At 70.6% G+C, this 15,583-nt stretch carries 14 protein-coding genes; 2 read left to right on the top strand and 12 right to left on the bottom strand.

Features of this window, described 5'->3' with window-relative positions; genetic code table 11:
- Window positions 1–128: 128 nt before the first annotated feature.
- Window positions 129–1,364, top strand: coding sequence for an MFS transporter (locus ACI3KX_RS07815; RefSeq protein WP_363355336.1), 1,236 nt, complete (start codon window positions 129–131; stop codon window positions 1,362–1,364).
- 132 nt (window positions 1,365–1,496) lie between these two features.
- On the opposite strand, the gene ACI3KX_RS07810 is transcribed toward ACI3KX_RS07815, so the two are convergent.
- The 5 genes from ACI3KX_RS07810 to ACI3KX_RS07790 form a co-directional block, all read right to left on the bottom strand.
- A complete protein-coding gene (locus ACI3KX_RS07810) occupies window positions 1,497–2,984 on the bottom strand; it encodes an MFS transporter (protein WP_404909292.1) in 1,488 nt (495 codons plus the stop codon).
- A 103-nt stretch (window positions 2,985–3,087) separates the two neighbouring features.
- On the bottom strand, window positions 3,088–3,906 hold the full coding sequence (locus ACI3KX_RS07805) for an SDR family NAD(P)-dependent oxidoreductase (protein ID WP_404909290.1): 819 nt from the start codon (window positions 3,904–3,906) through the stop codon (window positions 3,088–3,090).
- Window positions 3,903–4,883 carry a fumarylacetoacetate hydrolase family protein gene (locus tag ACI3KX_RS07800; RefSeq protein ID WP_404909288.1) on the bottom strand — a complete coding sequence of 327 codons (981 nt, stop codon included), beginning with the start codon at window positions 4,881–4,883 and terminating at the stop codon, window positions 3,903–3,905. The genes ACI3KX_RS07805 and ACI3KX_RS07800 overlap by 4 nt, the downstream gene beginning before the upstream one ends.
- A gap of 30 nt (window positions 4,884–4,913) precedes the next feature.
- Window positions 4,914–5,810, bottom strand: coding sequence for an MBL fold metallo-hydrolase (locus tag ACI3KX_RS07795; RefSeq protein WP_404909286.1), 897 nt, complete (start codon window positions 5,808–5,810; stop codon window positions 4,914–4,916).
- Complete coding sequence (locus tag ACI3KX_RS07790) at window positions 5,807–7,042, bottom strand: MFS transporter (protein ID WP_404909284.1); 1,236 nt, start codon at window positions 7,040–7,042, stop codon at window positions 5,807–5,809. Before ACI3KX_RS07790 ends, ACI3KX_RS07795 begins: the two co-directional genes overlap by 4 nt.
- A 137-nt stretch (window positions 7,043–7,179) precedes the next feature.
- On the opposite strand from ACI3KX_RS07790, the gene ACI3KX_RS07785 reads away from it, so the two are divergent.
- Entirely contained in the window at window positions 7,180–8,127 is a 948-nt protein-coding gene (locus ACI3KX_RS07785; protein ID WP_363355348.1) for a LysR family transcriptional regulator, read from the top strand.
- Between the two features lie 58 nt (window positions 8,128–8,185).
- On the opposite strand, the gene ACI3KX_RS07780 is transcribed toward ACI3KX_RS07785, so the two are convergent.
- The 7 genes from ACI3KX_RS07780 to ACI3KX_RS07750 all read right to left on the bottom strand — a co-directional run bounded on the left by ACI3KX_RS07780 (window position 8,186) and on the right by ACI3KX_RS07750 (window position 15,513).
- Window positions 8,186–9,226 carry an amidohydrolase family protein gene (locus tag ACI3KX_RS07780; RefSeq protein WP_404909281.1) on the bottom strand — a complete coding sequence of 347 codons (1,041 nt, stop codon included), beginning with the start codon at window positions 9,224–9,226 and terminating at the stop codon, window positions 8,186–8,188.
- Complete coding sequence (locus ACI3KX_RS07775; protein WP_404909279.1) at window positions 9,223–10,359, bottom strand: FAD-dependent oxidoreductase; 1,137 nt, start codon at window positions 10,357–10,359, stop codon at window positions 9,223–9,225. Before ACI3KX_RS07775 ends, ACI3KX_RS07780 begins: the two co-directional genes overlap by 4 nt.
- A 36-nt stretch (window positions 10,360–10,395) precedes the next feature.
- Entirely contained in the window at window positions 10,396–11,397 is a 1,002-nt protein-coding gene (locus tag ACI3KX_RS07770; protein ID WP_404909277.1) for a cyclase family protein, read from the bottom strand.
- A 136-nt stretch (window positions 11,398–11,533) separates the two neighbouring features.
- Window positions 11,534–12,508, bottom strand: a complete 975-nt coding sequence (locus tag ACI3KX_RS07765; RefSeq protein ID WP_404909275.1) for a fumarylacetoacetate hydrolase family protein — start codon at window positions 12,506–12,508, stop codon at window positions 11,534–11,536.
- A 65-nt stretch (window positions 12,509–12,573) separates the two neighbouring features.
- On the bottom strand, window positions 12,574–13,611 hold the full coding sequence (locus ACI3KX_RS07760; protein ID WP_363355358.1) for a VOC family protein: 1,038 nt from the start codon (window positions 13,609–13,611) through the stop codon (window positions 12,574–12,576).
- 79 nt (window positions 13,612–13,690) lie between these two features.
- On the bottom strand, window positions 13,691–14,473 hold the full coding sequence (locus ACI3KX_RS07755; RefSeq protein ID WP_363355360.1) for a hypothetical protein: 783 nt from the start codon (window positions 14,471–14,473) through the stop codon (window positions 13,691–13,693).
- Window positions 14,470–15,513: a Gfo/Idh/MocA family protein gene (locus ACI3KX_RS07750; protein ID WP_404909272.1), complete on the bottom strand. Its 1,044-nt coding sequence runs from the start codon at window positions 15,511–15,513 to the stop codon at window positions 14,470–14,472. Before ACI3KX_RS07750 ends, ACI3KX_RS07755 begins: the two co-directional genes overlap by 4 nt.
- Between the last annotated feature and the right edge of the window lie 70 nt (window positions 15,514–15,583).

The following is a 15,583-nucleotide window of genomic DNA, read 5'->3' as shown; positions in this document are numbered from 1 at the left end:
GCACCGGGCAGCAGGCTGCTGCGGGCCGCGGGAGGGCATCAGCGCCATCGATGCGCGCGATCACGGAATCGGTCTTCGCCGATCTCCTCGGAACCCCTTCAATGAGGGTGGAGTCAAAGGAGATTTCAATGACGAAGCCCAACCTCGAGGTCGCCCAGACGACGACCCCTCGACGCGCCGGAGCCTGGCAGGCAACCCTCCTGCTGGCCGGCAGCTGCATGCCCGTGATGGGGTCGGTCCTCATCACACCGGTCCTGCCCCAGCTCTCGGAGCACTTCGGCGACCAGCCGGGTGCCGATGTGCTGGTGCCGATGATCGTCGCGATCCCGGCGCTGATGATCGCGCTGTTCGCGCCGTTCGCCGGGCAGATCATCGACCGCACCGGTCGCAAGACCCTGCTGGTCGTGGCGATGTTCGCCTACGCCGTGGCCGGCACCGTGCCGGCGTGGCTCGACAACCTGACCGGCATCCTGATCAGTCGTGCGTTCGTCGGCCTGTTCGAAGCGGCCATCATGACCGTCTGCACGACGCTCATCGTGGACTACTTCCACGAGGAGCACCGCCGCAACAGGTACCTCAGCCTGCAGACCGTCGCCACGACCCTCGGCGCGACGGTGTTCATCGCCGTCGGGGGCGCGGTCGGCTCGGCGGGCTGGCATGCGCCGTTCTGGATCTACGCCATCGCGATCCCGATCGCCGTCGCCATGGTGTTCTCGCTGTGGGAGCCCGGCCGCGGCGACTCCACCGACCTCCACGTGCCGACCGGCGAGAAGGCCCGCGTGCCGTGGCGCATCCTCGGCCTGCCGCTCGTGGTCACCCTCTTCGGCGGCTTCACCTTCTACGTCATGATCATCGAGGTCAGCTACCTCGTCGTGGGCACCGGCGTGGCCGCCGACGACACGGCCACGATCGGCCTGGTCGCGGCGATCGCGTCGCTCGCCACGGCGGCCGGCGCCTTCACGTTCCCGCGCATCGCGAAGGCGGGCACGCGGCTGCAGCTCCCGCTGGCGTTCGGGCTCCAGGCCGTGGGTATGGTCATCGTGTGGCTCTTCGACGGCTTCGCCGGGGTGCTGGTCGGCGCGATCGTCGCGGGCTACGGCTCGGGCATCCTGCTCCCCTCGCTCGTCACGTGGGTGGTCTCGCGGACCCGGTTCGAGGAGCGCGGCCGCGCGACCGGCTGGTGGACCGCCGCCTTCTTCTTCGGGCAGTTCGTCACGCCGCTCCTGATGGGCGCGCTCACTGCCGGCACCGGCGCGCCGCTGCCGGTCGCCGTGGGCATCGTCGGCATCGCGGCCGCGATCGTCGCCGCGATCCTCGCATTCGTCCTGCCCCGGCAGCAGCCCGCCCCGGTGACGGCCGCCTGATCGATCCGGAGAGCGGATGCCGCGGCATCCGCTCTCCGGAATCACCAGGTCGCGGCGAGTCCCCTTCGACCGTCGCGGCCACGTGGCTGAGTCCCTGCCGGCAAGCGACTGCCGCACCCGCGGGTCCCGTGCTCAGGCGGTGGCGGGCCGCGGCTCGACCGTGGCCGAGGCCTCGTCGGACAGCCGCCCGTGCGGCAGCAGCACTGCAGCCACGATGCCGAGCGCGTACACGGCGGCGAGCGCGAGGAAGACGGGCGCGAACACGTCTCGGTAGATGCCCGCGACACCGGCTTGAACCGCGGGCGACGCGGCCTGCACCAGCGCAGGGGTCAGCGTCGCGTCATCCATGGCGGAGGGCAGCAGTGCGGCCACGCCGAAGCCGATGACCGCGCCGATGATCGCGGTCGTCACGGTGGAGCCGACCTGACGAACGATGTTGACGCTCGCCGTGACCGCCCCGATGTCCTTCGGCGGTGCCGCGCTCTGCACGACGGCGACGATGAGGCTCATGAACGCGCCGGTGCCGAGGCCGACGACGGCCATCACGACCATCGGCACCCACAGCGGCATGCCCACCGGAAGGAGCGCCATGACCAGCAGGCCGAGGGCGCCGAGCGTGGTGCCGAGGATCGGGTACACGCGGTAGCGGCCGGTACGGCTCGCGAGGAATCCGCTCAGCAGGTTGCTGACCAGCATGCCGAAGACGGTCGCGATGGGGACGAGCCCCGACACGGTCGCGCTGGTGCGGTATGCCATCTGGACGTAGGTCGGCAGGTATGCCGTGATCGAGAACAGCCCGATGCCGATGATCGCCGAGAGCGCCGTTCCCGCCGCGATCGTGCGGTCCGCGAACAGCCGCAGCGGCACGATCGGCTCCGCGGCCCGCCGCTCGACGAAGAAGAAGGTCATCAGCGCCAGCAGAGAGACGGCCAGCGCCCCGAGGGCGCCGGCGCGCGCGGCCGGATCGGCGAACCAGGTCACTGCCAGCACGAGCGCGACGAGCGCGACGGTGAAGGTCGTGGCCCCCGCCACGTCGAACCGGCCGCGAGCGCCGCCCTCGATGTGCGGCACGGCGATGAGGGCGAGCACGAGCGCGGCGACGCCCACCGGAAGGTTGATCCAGAACACCCACGGCCAGCCCCAGTAGTCCGTGATCAGTCCCCCGACCAGCGGGCCCACCAGGATCGCGATCGGGAACGCCGCGCCGATCACGGCCATGTACTTCGGTCGCTCGCGGGGGGTGCTCACCTTGGCGACGATCGTCTGCGACATGAGCTGCAAGCCGGCCGAGCTCGCGCCCTGGATCACGCGCGCGACGATGAGCCACGCCATGTCGGTGGCGAAGCCGCACAGCAGCGATGCGATCAGGAACGCGACGAGCGACGTGTGGAAGACGGCACGTGGGCCGAGAACATCGCCGAGCTTGCCGAACACGGGGAGCAGCACGGTGCTCGCGAGCGTGTAGCCCACGACCACCCAGCTCATGTGCTCGAGGGCGCCGAGCTCACCCGCGATCGTCGCGAGCGAGGTCGAGACTATCGTGTGATCGAGCGCGCCGAGAAAGCCGACGACGAGAAGGGAGGCGACGAGCAGTCGCGTTCTGGCGGGAGAGAGTGGCATACGGGGCGCCCGACCGATCGGGCCGTCGACGCGACCGGATGTGCCCCGGCCGCAACCTCACGGACGGGATCGAGTTCGGCAGAACCCCAACGTCACGTCGATTCTAGTCCGACTTCTGCTCTTTTTCAACTAAAGATGCCGACGACGCCGCGACGCCTGCTCGGATGCGATCGCTCATGTACTTGGCGGCACCGGCCGCGGTGAAAGCACCGTCGACGGGGATCTCGGCGCCCGACACGTACGCCGCGGCGTCCGACAGCAGGAACGCGACCACCTGGGCGACCTCGTCCGCCTCGCCGAACCGCTCCAGCGGTGTGAGCTCGAGCTGCGCGGCACGCATCGCCGGAGGCGCTGCGGCCGTCATCTCGGTCTCGATGAAGCCGGGGTGCACGATGTTCACCCGGATGCCGCGCGGCCCGTACTCGTTCGAGGCGACGTGGGTGAGCCCGCGCAGGGCCCACTTCGACGTCGTATAGGCGGCCGTGTAGTGGGCGGTGAGCCCGGCGGCCGACCCGACGTTGACGATCGATGAACCGGCGCCCATCAGCGGCGCGAGATGACGGATGCCGAGCATCGGCCCTGTCGTGTTCACGGCGAGCACGCGATCCCAGTCGGCGCGCTCGGTCTCGGCGAGGCGGGCACGGTGGGTGATGCCGGCGTTGTTGACGAGACCGCGCAAAGACGATCCGCCGAGCGAAACGCGCAGCTCGGCCGCGAGCTCGATCCAGGCCGCCTCGTCGGTCACGTCCAGCCGACGATACGCAACGCCGGTGCCCTCGTACGCCGGCATGATGTCCGCCAGATCCGTCGCGATGACACGCGCACCCGACGACGCGAGCAGCAGTGCGGCGGCCGCGCCCTGGCCGCCGGCCGCGCCGGTCACGACGACCGTGCGCCCCTCGAGACCCGGCAGGTGCGTCATCGTTCCTCGCGCCGCCGCAGCCGCGGCCGCGGGCGCGCCGGTGGCACGTCGGGCGCCGGCACCGCAGCGCCGACGGTGCCGACGAGCTCGCCGATGCCCTCGACCACCATGTGCACTTCGTCGCCCTCTCGCAGGGGCGGCGGCACGAGGCCGCCGTTGCGTCCCCACAGCTCGCCGAGGCATCCGCCGTTGCCCACCGTGCCGCTGCCCAGCACATCGCCCGGCACGACGCGCGAATTGCGCGACGCGTACGCGACGAACTCGGGGAACGGCCAGCCGGCATTGGACACCAGGTCTTCGCCGATGAGCTCGCCGTTGACGTAGACCTCGGCGCGGATCGCGAGGAAGCCGGCGGCGTCGAGGAAGGGCTCGAGCTCGTCGGCCGTGACGATCCACGGGCCGAGCGCGGTGCCGAAGTCCTTGCCCTTCGCGGGGCCGAGGCGCACCTTCATCTCGCGGCCCTGCAGGTCGCGGGCCGACCAGTCGTTCATGATCGTGTACCCGAAGACGACGGATGCCGCGTCCTCCGGCGTCAGGTTGGACTCGCCGACGTCGCGCGTCGCGCCGATGATCACCGCGACCTCGAGCTCGAAGTCGAGCCGCTCGGTGACGGGCGGGCGCAGCACGTCGCCCGGACCGAGGATCGTGTGCGGGTTCGTGAAGTAGAACGTGGGAGCCTCGTACCACTCGTCGGCGACGTGGCTCTTGCCTTCCACGCCCGCGCTCACGCCCTCGACGTGCTCCTCGAAGGCGACGAAGTCGCGGACGGATGCCGGCACAAGGGGTGCGAGCAGCCGCACATCGGAGAGCGGCGTGCCGGCGTCGTCGTGCACCCGCGCGAACGCCGCGCGAGCGGCATCCACTCCCCCGGCGAGGATGTCGGCGACGGTCAGCCCGTCCGGGAACGCGACGACGCGGTCGTCGACGACGAAGCCCTCGCCGACGGTGATCTTGTGACTCCAGCGCGCGATCCTCATGCGGACCCCTTCTCTCCTGCCGTCAGCCTGTCAGGCGCGGCACTCCAACGGCTGGGCGCCGTTGTACTCGTACATGTCCTGCCACGCGGAGGGGATGTCGGGCTGCCCGCCCTCCACCTCGGCCATCGCGCGATGCAGGTTCCCGACGATCCGCTCCCGCTCGGCGAGCCCGGAGAACCGGCCGAGGTCCAGCGTGCGCGCCGCCTCGAGCGGCGAGAGGCCGCGGGAGCGGGCGTCGGCGGCGGCGTCGATGAGGAACCGCAGGTATTCCGCCACCGGAGCGAACAGCTCGGGTCCGCCGACCGGGCCGTGCCCGGGAACGACGATCTCGGGCTGGAGCGACGCCATCTGCTCGAGGGCGCGCAGCCAGCCGGCGGGCGAGCCCGACAGCGCGAACGGGGTGCCGCCGTGGAAAACGAGGTCGCCCGTGAAGAGCACGCGCTCCGCAGGAAGCCAGACGTAGGCGTCGCCCGTCGTGTGCGCCGGCGTCCCCGGATGCCGCACGTCGATCCGTCGCCCCTCGGGCGCGATCGTCAGGTGATCGTCGAACACGATCGTCGGCAGCCGCGGTGTCGCGGCGCCTTGGACGAACGGCGCGAAGATGTGCGGTGCGAGCCGGTGCGGTACCCGCAGATCGTCGGCCACGCGGCGGTGCGCGATGATCTCGGCATCCGGCAGCAGCGATGCGCCGTTGCAGTGATCCGGATGTGAGTGGGTGAGCACCACCCGCCGGATCGGCGAGGACGCGACCTGTGCGGCCGCGGCGAGGTACGCGCGCGTCCTCGCCTCCGTCGAGGCGACGTCGATGCTGGTGGCACCGCCGGCATCGTCGACGAGCCCCGTGTTGTTGATCATCCACCCGCCGTCGGGCTGGACGTACGCCCAGACCCCGTCGGCGAGCCGCTGCATGCGCGGCGCATCGGTCACGCGGCGCTCTCCTTCGAGAAGCGCGGCAGCGTCAGGAGGATGACCGTGGCGATCACCATCATGGATGCCGCGGTGATGAGCGGAATGCTGTAGCTCCCGGTGGCATCGAACGCGAAGCCGGCGGTGACCGGGCCGAAGGCGCTGCCGATCATGAACACGCTGTAGACGATGCTGTAGAGGGTGCCGAAGGCGCGCGGGCCGAAGTAGCGCGAGCTGAGGTACCCCATGAGGTCGATCTCGGCGCCGAATCCGATGCCGATGAGGAGCGCGGTCAGCGGGGCGAAGCTCGGGCCGGCCCACAGCAGGAGCAGGCACCCCAGCGCGGCAGCGAGGAAGAGGGGGACGGCGACATAGGTGGCGTAGAACCGGTCGAAGAGCCAGCCGATCAGCGGCCGGGCGATGACGGTCCCCACTCCGACCAGCGACGACAGGAACGCGGCCCGCACTGGATCGACTCCGGAGTCGATCAGCAGCGGAACGAAGTGGGGCACCATCGTCAGCAGCGCCCAGCCGAGGAGGAAGAAGACGACGCACAGGCTCCAGAACGCCCGGTTGCGCAGGGCGGTCGCGACCGTGAGTCCCGGCAGTGTGGAGCGGTCCACCGCCGCGACGGTTGCCGGGGCGCTGAGGCGGGCGAAGAACACGAGGACGAACGGCAGCGCACCGAGCAGCGCCATCGTGAGGTAGGCCGCGCGCCAGCCGTTGTCGGCGATCACGATGCCCATGAGCGGCGGCAGGAACAGACCGGCCGCGCCGAGCCCGCCGGCGACGATGCCCAGGGCGATGCCGCGGCGACGGTCGAACTTCTCGACGACGGCCTTGGAGTACGTCACGGCCGAGGTTCCGGCGCCCAGGATGCCGGCGAGCGCGTAGAACGCGAGGAAGGTCGCGAGGCTCGTGGTGAACAGGCCGATCATGACGAGCATGAGCACGAACAGCGGGATCGAGATGACCGCGACGCGCTTGACGCCGAACCGGTCGAGGAATCTGCCGACGAAGGGGAGGGCTGCCGCGAGGCCGAGCGAGCTCATCAGTGACGCGAGGTTGATCTCGCCGCGCCCCCAGCCGAACTCCGCCTGCAGCGGCACGACCATCGTGCCCAGGATGTAGCCCAGCGAACTGAGGCCCACCGCCGCGCCGAACGTGCTGAACACGAGCGTCGGCCATCCGCGGCGGAACTCGCCGGATGCCTTGGCCTGGGATGGGCTGGGTGACGTGATGGTCTCGGCCATTGGGGTACTGCTTCCTTCAACGGTGAAGTCGGATGCCGCGCGTCCGCGCGCGACGCTCCATGCTTTCAACGGCGTAGTATTCATGCAATCTGCAATCGGGCATGCGTGGTATCCACGCCATGGATAGGAAGGCGGCAGTGGCGACGTTCGATCTGAACCTGCTGCGTCCGCTCCTGGCGCTGCTCGAGGAGCGCAACGTCACGCGCGCCGCCGAGCGGCTGCATCTGAGCCAACCCGCCACCTCGGCCGCGCTGGCCCGGCTGCGCCGGCACTACGACGACGACCTGCTGGTGCGCGCCGGTCGCACGATGCAGCTCACGCCGTTCGCACGGGATCTTCTTCCAGCCGTGAGTCGCGCCGTGCGCGAACTGGAGCCGGTGATCGACCGGAAGGAGTCCTTCGATCCCGCCCAGACAGAGCGGCGCTTCGTCATCGGTGCGACGGACTACATGACGGCGATCCTCGCGGGGCCCCTGCTGCGGACGCTCTCGGAGGAGGCCCCGCGCGCGTCCGTCGACTTCGTGCCGCAGCCGGAGCGCGACGGAACGCTCAGTCCGTACAGTCGGCTGGACGTGATCGTCGGACCGGTCGGCTTCAACATCCCGGGACACAGCCAAGAGCTGTTCACCGATGACTTCGTGCTCATCGCCGATCCCGGGAACGCCGCGCTGTCCGCTCCGGAGCCGAGCATCGCGCGCCTGTCGGAACTGCCGCACGCGATCGCCTACCTGAACGACCCCGACCACGACAACATGCAGGACGTCCTGCGCAGGGCCGGCATCGATCATGTCGTCGGCGCGCGGCTGTTCGGTCTCGCCTCTCTCCCGCTGCTCGTGTCGGGCACCGAGATGGTGGCGCTCGTGCCCCGGATGCTGGCCGCGAAAGCGTCGCGCACCCTTCACCTGGCGATCTTCGAGCTGCCCGAGGGAATCACGATCCCGATGACGGAGTGCGTCTACTGGCACCCCCGCGACGAGGATGACGCCGCCATCGTCTGGCTGCGCGAAGCGCTGATGCGCACCGTCCCCTCGCTGTCGCGCGAGCCCAGCGGACCGCTGCCGAAGCGCCTGCGCCTGACACCGTGACGATCGGATCAGGCGCCCCCGTCTCCTGCGCGGGAACCGCCCGCGCACCGGGCGATCCTCATGCCGGCACCTTGGTCGCGAGGAGCGCGGCGGCGTTGCCGCCGAGGATGCGCTGGGTGAGCTCGGCGGGCAGGCCGGCGCCGCGCACGAACGAGACCGGGTCGTCCAGGCCCATGTCGAACGGGAAGTCGCTGCCCAGCAGCACGCGCCCCGCGCCGGCCGCTTCGACCAGGTGCCTGAGCGCGACCGGGTCGTGCACGACGGTGTCGAACCAGAGCTTCTTCAGGTAGCTCGACGGCTCGTGCACGCAGCCGTGGGCCTCTGGCCGCACGCGCCACGCGCGGTCGGACCGGCCGATCGCGAACGGCAGGTAGCCGCCGCCGTGAGCGGCGACGATCTTGAGGCCGGGGTGGCGGTCGAGGACGCCCGCGAAGATCAGGTGCGACAGCGCGACGGCGTTCTCGGTGGGCTGGCCGACGGTGTTCGACAGGTAGAACCGGTCGAGCCGTTCGTCGAGGCTGCAGCCGAACGGGTGCAGGAACACGATGCAGCCGAGTTCGGCCGCGCGCACCCAGAACGGCTCGAGTCGTTCGTCCGACAGTTCGACGTCGCCGGCGAAGGACGAGATCTCCACGCCGGCGAGTCCCCTGCCGAGCACGGCGTCGTCGAGGTACTCGACGATCCGCGACGGATGCTGCAGCGGCACGACGCCGAGCCCGGTGAGCCGGTCGGGCGCCTGCGCGACGTGCTCGGCGATGAGGCGGTTGGTCTCCATGGCGACCCACACCGCAAGACCCTCGGGCGCCCACGGGTAGAAGTGGTTGGGGGACACGCTGACCCACTGCCGCTCGACGCCCTGCGCGTTCATCGCAGCCAGCCGAGCGTTCACGTCGGTGAGCTGCGGGATGCGCGCGCCGACCATCGCCCCGGAGGCCTGCAGGCTCTCGACGCCGTTGCGGCGACGCTCGAGGTCGGCGGCCTCGGCCACGCCCTCCGGCGCCCGCCGCTCCACCTCGGCATGCAGCGCGGGCAGGAGCAGGTGGGCGTGGACATCGGTGACCGCGGTGCCGGTGATCGCTCCGGCTTCGCCGGCGCTCATGCGGGCTGCGCCATCTTCTGTGCGATGCCGAAGATCAGCCCGCCGGCGTCCGCGTCGCGGTTGCCGTCGATCTGCCACTGGCCCAGCTGGACGGATGCCTCCACCACCGCGGTCGCGCGCGGCAGCCGTCGTGCGTGGAACTCGTCCCACAGCCCCTGGTCCACGGCGTCGCGCGAGGTGAGCAGCTCGGTCAGCACGAAGGCGTCTTCGAGGCCCTGCGCCGCGCCCTGGGCGATCGTCGGCGGGCACGAGTGCGCGGCATCCCCGATGATGACGACCCGCCCGCGGTTCCACGGCTCGGTCACGATGTGCTGGGTGAACCAGGTGTAGTTCGCGTGCGCTCCCTTCTCGAGGTCGGCGCGGATGGCGTTCCAGGGTCCGCCGTACGCGCGCGACTCCTCGAGCATGATGCGCGTGGCGTCGTCGTCCGAGACGGCGAAGCGATCCTGCGCCTTCTCGACGAGGAAGGCGTACATCGTGTCGTCGCCGGTCGGCGTGTAGCCAGCGATGTAGACCGGGCCGCCGTAGTACAGCTCGCTGCGCACGACGTCGGCGGGGCGCGAGACGAACGTGCGCCAGATGCCCATGCCCGTCGACTGCGGCTTCTCTTCGATGCCGATGAGCTCGCGCACGGTCGAGTGCAGCCCATCCGCGCCGATCACGAGGTCGTACTCCCCCGCGCTCTCACCATCGACGATCACGTTCACGCGGTCGCCGGCCGCGTCCTCCAATGCGGTGAGCTTCACGCCGAAGCGCACCCGAGCGCCGGCCTTCTCGGCATGGGCCAGCAGGATCTGCGCGAGAGCGGGCCGCGGCATCCCCATCGCCGCCGGATAATCCGGCCCGCCCGTCTTGACGTCCGGAAGCTCGGCGACGATCGGCGCGGCCGGACCGGGCGCACGCAGGTTGAGGCCTTCGAAGGGGTAGCCGGCAGCGCGGATGTCGTCCCACGCGCCCAGCGCGTCGAAGACCCGCAGGGCGTTGCCCTGCAGCGAGATGCCGGAGCCCAGCGGGCTGAGCTCCGGCTTCGCCTCGAAGACGTCGACCTCGACGCCCGCCTTCGCGAGCTGGATGGCGGCGGCGAGGCCGGTGACTCCGGCGCCGATGACGGCGACCTTGTGTACGGCGGTCATGTCAGAACCTCTCTGTTCTTCAGGATGATGTTCGGGTCAGAGGATGGCCACGGGGTTGATCGGCGAGCCGACCGCTCCAGTGATCGGCAGGGGTGCGGCCGAGAGCAGGAACTCCCAGCGGCTTCGCGCGGCGCACGCGGCGCCGAGCTCTTCGAGGTTCCACATCTCGCCGATCGTGAGCCCCATGTTCGGGATGACGACCTGGTGCAGCGGCTGGAACGCCGGCGCGTCGAACTCGTTGGGCCGAACCTCGAAGCCCCACGTGTCGGTCGCGATGGCGGCGATCTCGGTGCGGTGCAGCCATCCCGCCGTCGTCAGCGAGAGCCCCGGCGCCGGGCCCCCTGCGTAGTCGCCCCAGCCCTCGCGGCGCGTGCGGCCGTACTGGCCGGTGCGCACCAGGACGATGTCGCCGCGTCCGACGGCGCTCGAGGCGCCCTGCGCCGCGATCGTCGCCTCGATGTCGGCGACGGTGACGGCGTAGCCGTCGTCGAGCTCACCCGATTCCGGGTGGATGTGCCGGCCGACGTCGAGCAGCACACCACGGGAGACGATGACGGATGCCGCGTGCTCGATGCCCGTGACGAGGTCGCCCTCGCTCGTGACGACGTCGCCGGCACGGCGGCCGTTCCAGGCGGTGCCGTGGTCGAAGATGTGCCCGAGACCGTCCCACTGCGTCGAGCACTGCAGCGGCATCGCGATCACGTCGTCGGCTCCGCCGATGCCGTGCGGAAAGCCCTGGTTGCCCCGCTCGGCGTCGACGCCCGTGTCGGTCATGGTGTGCACCGGGTTGGTGCGTCGACGCCAGCCCTTCTGGGGACCGTTCGTGTCGAACGCCTGCGCGAGCGAGATGACCACACCGTCGCGCACGAGCGCCGCGGCATCGACGCGCTGGGCGGGGTCGATGAAGTTGAGCGTGCCGAGCACGTCGTCGTCACCCCAGCGACCCCAGTTGCGGTAGGCCGCCGCGCGCGCGGCGATCTCACCCTCGGGGTGGCTGCGGTCGAGGTCGGCCGGGTTCTCGGAGGGTGCGGCACTCATGCCTCGCTCGATTCCCGGTCGTTGAGCGAGCGAAGCGAGTCGAAACGTCGCGAGCCGACCTCGCTCGCCGGTCCGAGGCGTTTCGTCTCGGTCGCTGACGCTCCCTCGCTCAACGACCGGGGCTTCTGGCGCTGGATCACCGCGCGGCCTCCTCGGCGACGCAGCGGACGACCTGGGTGCCGAGGTGGGCGATGGTGCCGGTCATGACGTCGCCATCGCGGAGGAACCGCTTCCAGTGCTGTCCGTTGCCGGCGGGGCTGCCGGTCAGCAGGATGTCGCCCGGCAGCAGCGGCATGGTCTGCGACGCGCCCGACACGAGAGCGGGGATGTCGAAGAGCAGGTCGCTGGTCGAGGCATCCTGCATCACCTCGCCGTTGAGCTCGAGCCGCACACTCAGGTCGGACCCGTCGACGAACGTGGCCGGCACGAGGAACGGCCCCGTCGGCAGGAAGCCGGGGGCGTTCTTCGCCCGGTACCAGTCCGTCCCGATCTCCTTCATGTCCTTGCGGAAGACCAGATCGCGCGTGGTGATGTCGTTGACGATCGTGTACCCGGCGACGTGGTCGAGCGCTTCTTCGCGAGAGACGCGGAAGGCCTCGCGGCCGATCACGACGGCGAGCTCCAGCTCCCAGTCGTGCACGTCGCTGTAGGCCGGCAGCGTCAGCGGCACGTCATCGCCGACCACGCAGGCGGGCAGGCCTATGAAGAAGTACGGCTCGCCGTTCGCCGCACGGTCGTCCATCATCTTGGCGGCGAACTCGCGCGCCTCCTCCGGGGTGCGGTCGGAGTTGTTGGTGAGCCCGGCCGCCACCAGCTCGATCACGTGCTGCCGGTAGTTCGCGCCGGTCTGCAGCACCTGTCGCGGCTCGACCGGCGCGGTCAGCGTCACGTCGGCCAACGGCATCCATCCGCCCTCGGCGCTCTTCGTGAGCATCGCCAGCCGGTCCCAGTCGGGGGCGGCGAGGAAGTCGTTCAGGCTCGCAGCGCCCAGTTGCTCGGGAGTGAGCGGGCGGATGCGGTCTGCGGCCACGAGGCCCAGACGCACGGCATCCCCCTCCCGATAGCGGGCGAGGGCGAAGGGGGCATCGGGTCCGGTCGACGTCGTCGTCATGTCTGCTTCCTATGGATCGAATGGTGCGGCCGGGGCGGCGCGATCGGCGCCACCCCGGCCGGGTCTCAGCCCTGGCCGTGCTTGGCGTAGGGGTTGAAGAGCGCTTCCTTGATCTCGTCGGGCACGCCCTCCTCGGTCGCCGACGGACCGTCGGCGGGCGGGAACGACTCGGTCATCGACATCGGCATGGCGCTGTTGCGGTAGAAGTTGTTCGAGCCCTGCGAGGGCTTCCACGTGTTGGGTTCCCAGTCGGGCACGTAGTTGCGGTAGCCGCCGGTGTTCAGCTCGATCCGCAGGCTCGACGGCTCGCGGTAGTAGAGGAAGTTCTGCTCGCCGATGCCGTGGATCGACGGGCCGTACTCGATCGGGTAGCCGTTCTCACCCAGCACGTCGGCCGCGATGAGCAGCTCTTCACGGGTGTCGACCCAGAAGGCGTAGTGGTTGATGCGGCCGGCGCGGCTCGAGCCGTCGAGCACGACGCCGAGGTCGTGCGACTTCTCGTTGGTGGTCAGCACCGAGAACACCGAGATCGGCGCCTCGTCGAGGATCGTCTTGGCCATGATGCGGAACCCGAGGACGTCGTTGTACCAGGCGGCGAACGCGTCGACGTCGCTGCACGCGATCGTGACGTGATCCAGCTGACGCGGTGCCCCGGCGACCTTGCTGCGCCGCGACGGACGGTCGGGGTAGATCGAGGCAGCCTCACCCGCGAGCGCGTTCGCGTCGGTGGCGTGGTGGCGCGTGACGTCCCAGTGGAGCGTCATCGAGTGACCCCACGGGCCGGTGAACCGGTAGGCGCGGCCGATCTGGGGCACGTCGTCGAGCCATTCGCCCTCGACGCCGGCGGCCTCGATGCGGCGGGCGGCCTCGTCGAGCGCCTCGGCGCTCGACGTACGCCAGGCCATCGTCTCGAGTGCCGGCTCGTCGCCAGGCACCACGACGACGGAGTACGCGTAGTAGTCGCCCCAGCAGCGCAGGTAGACGGCGCCGTCGACGCGATCGACCTCGATCAGGCCGACCTGGTCCTTATAGAACTCGACAGATGCCTCGACGTCCGGCGACGTGATCGCGACGTACGACAGGTGGGACAGCAGTTTGATCATCTTCGATCGGTTTCCTTTCCGAAGGGGCGGGAGACTCCGATTGGGAACTGCCCCGCACACTACTTTCGTCCGCCACGCGCTATCCAGGAAGCCGATTCTGCCTATGCGACGAATCAGCACTGTTTATGGCGTCGAGAAGCAGCGCGGCGACCGCCTCGTCGTGACGGAGGTCGGCGAGATCGCCGGTCTCCGCGCCGCCGACGGCATCGATGGCCCGACGCAGCGCGACGCGGCGGCGCGATTCGTACCGCACGGGCAGGTGGCGCGCTCCCGACGCAGAGGTCACGACGACGGATGTCGCGCCCGATCCGTCGACGACCACCTCCGTGCGCTCCGGGCCGATGGCGAGGGCCCTCAGCCGTGGCGCGGCAGAGGCATCCGCCAGGACGGTGGCGACGAGCGTCGCGGCACGCGCCCCCGCCGGAGATCGGGCATCGGTGCGCAGCAGCGCGATGATGCCGTGCCGGCCCGCGCGCACCTCGTCGACGGACAGCTCACCGCCGCTCAGCACTCGCAGCCAGCCGACCGCGTCGCGCACAGCCTCGGGCAGAGCGACCGCGGCGGCCGAGCACTCGACCGTGAAGAGCGCGGCGTCGACCGCGGCATCACCGAGAGCGGCGTCGGGACGCAGCCGCTCACGGTCGACGATCACAGGAATCCCCGGCGGGAACGCAGTCGGCGAACCGGGCGCCGGGTCGGCGACGACGACAGCGGCAGCACCGGTCAGTCCGCTTCGTCCCCGACCGCGAGTGCCGTCGATCACCGCGATCGCCCCGTCCGCCGCATCGACCGCCCGAGCGCGCAACGGCAGCTCGGCGATGGCGACCCGGTAAGGCGCGAGGGCCGTCGTCACGCCGATCATGACGCCATCGCCTCTCGCACGGCGTCGGCTGCGGCATCCGCGAGATCGATCGCGTAGCGCGCATCCGCCAGCAGCTCGTCGTACTCGACCACCTCGGCACCGTCCAGGGTCGCGGCGAGCGCCTCCCACTCGGCGACGTACCCGTCGCCCGCGGACCGCGGATACTCGATCACGCGGCCTTCGATATCACGGACGCGCACCACCGCACTCCCGTCGTGCGTGAAGGCGGGCCGGAATTGCACCTCGAGCTCGTCGAGCGATGTGCCGATCGTCATGCGCCACAGCGCGTCGGCCCCACCCGGGAGCATGACGGCGTTCAGTTGCACCAGCACGCCGCCGGCGACGAACCCGACCGCAAAGCCGATCGGTGCGACCGGGCGCGCATAGACCACCTCCTCGAGCCGCGGCGCGAGATCGCGCACGATGGGCAGGTCGTGCACACCGAGGCCGACGATCAGCTGCCTGACGACGGATGCCGCGACCTCGGCGTCACCCCAGTCCGGCTGCCGGCGGGTCGGCGACTCGGCGGCGGGCGCGAACTCGGTGACGAGGTCGTGGTAGCGCGCATTCGGTGGGAGAGCGACCGTGATCGAGACGGTGCGGACGCGGCCGCCATGCGCGACGAGGTGGTGCTTCGCGCTGACCCACGCGGGATCGAACAGGTGATTGGTGCCGACGACCAGCGCGGTCCCGGCGGCACGGCACTCCTGGATCACCGCCTCGGCCTCGTCCTGGGTGAGCGCGAGAGGCTTCTCGCACAGCACACCCCGCTTGCCCGCAGCGACGGCCGCACGCACCTGCGCGGCGTGGAGGTGCGGCGGACTGCAGATCGCCACGGTCTCGACCCTCGGGTCGGCGAGCAGCTCTGCGGCGCCGACAGAGTGGGCCGCCCCGCTGCGCGCCGCGAGCGCCGCGGCGCCCCCGCTGCCGCCGTCGGAGACGTGCACGACCTCGACCCTGTCCGCGAGCCTCGCCAGTGTCGGCAGGTGCAGGGCCGACACGCCCGGTCCCGCCCCGATGACGCCGACGCCGCTGCGCATCCGATCTCCCTCGATCCTGAGTCAGGTTCCGCGCGATGTCTGCACTCGAGCCTGGAAACACTTACGTATC

The organism is Microbacterium sp. ZW CA_36, from assembly GCF_044987475.1.
In the GTDB taxonomy this organism is placed as follows: Bacteria; Actinomycetota; Actinomycetes; order Actinomycetales; family Microbacteriaceae; genus Microbacterium.
Note: the sequence above shows the minus strand (reverse complement) of the source record. Positions and strands in the feature narration are given on the sequence as shown.

What these genes read in the sequence shown, in the direction of transcription:
- ACI3KX_RS07815 (WP_363355336.1), top strand. Translation starts at nt 129, where the DNA reads ATGACGAAGCCCAACCTCGAGGTCGCCCAGACGACGACCCCTCGACGC.
- ACI3KX_RS07810 (WP_404909292.1), bottom strand. Translation starts at nt 2,984, where the DNA reads ATGCCACTCTCTCCCGCCAGAACGCGACTGCTCGTCGCCTCCCTTCTC.
- ACI3KX_RS07805 (WP_404909290.1), bottom strand. Translation starts at nt 3,906, where the DNA reads ATGACGCACCTGCCGGGTCTCGAGGGGCGCACGGTCGTCGTGACCGGC.
- ACI3KX_RS07800 (WP_404909288.1), bottom strand. Translation starts at nt 4,883, where the DNA reads ATGAGGATCGCGCGCTGGAGTCACAAGATCACCGTCGGCGAGGGCTTC.
- ACI3KX_RS07790 (WP_404909284.1), bottom strand. Translation starts at nt 7,042, where the DNA reads ATGGCCGAGACCATCACGTCACCCAGCCCATCCCAGGCCAAGGCATCC.
- ACI3KX_RS07780 (WP_404909281.1), bottom strand. Translation starts at nt 9,226, where the DNA reads ATGAGCGCCGGCGAAGCCGGAGCGATCACCGGCACCGCGGTCACCGAT.
- ACI3KX_RS07775 (WP_404909279.1), bottom strand. Translation starts at nt 10,359, where the DNA reads ATGACCGCCGTACACAAGGTCGCCGTCATCGGCGCCGGAGTCACCGGC.
- ACI3KX_RS07770 (WP_404909277.1), bottom strand. Translation starts at nt 11,397, where the DNA reads ATGAGTGCCGCACCCTCCGAGAACCCGGCCGACCTCGACCGCAGCCAC.
- ACI3KX_RS07765 (WP_404909275.1), bottom strand. Translation starts at nt 12,508, where the DNA reads ATGACGACGACGTCGACCGGACCCGATGCCCCCTTCGCCCTCGCCCGC.
- ACI3KX_RS07760 (WP_363355358.1), bottom strand. Translation starts at nt 13,611, where the DNA reads ATGATCAAACTGCTGTCCCACCTGTCGTACGTCGCGATCACGTCGCCG.
- ACI3KX_RS07755 (WP_363355360.1), bottom strand. Translation starts at nt 14,473, where the DNA reads ATGATCGGCGTGACGACGGCCCTCGCGCCTTACCGGGTCGCCATCGCC.
- ACI3KX_RS07750 (WP_404909272.1), bottom strand. Translation starts at nt 15,513, where the DNA reads ATGCGCAGCGGCGTCGGCGTCATCGGGGCGGGACCGGGCGTGTCGGCC.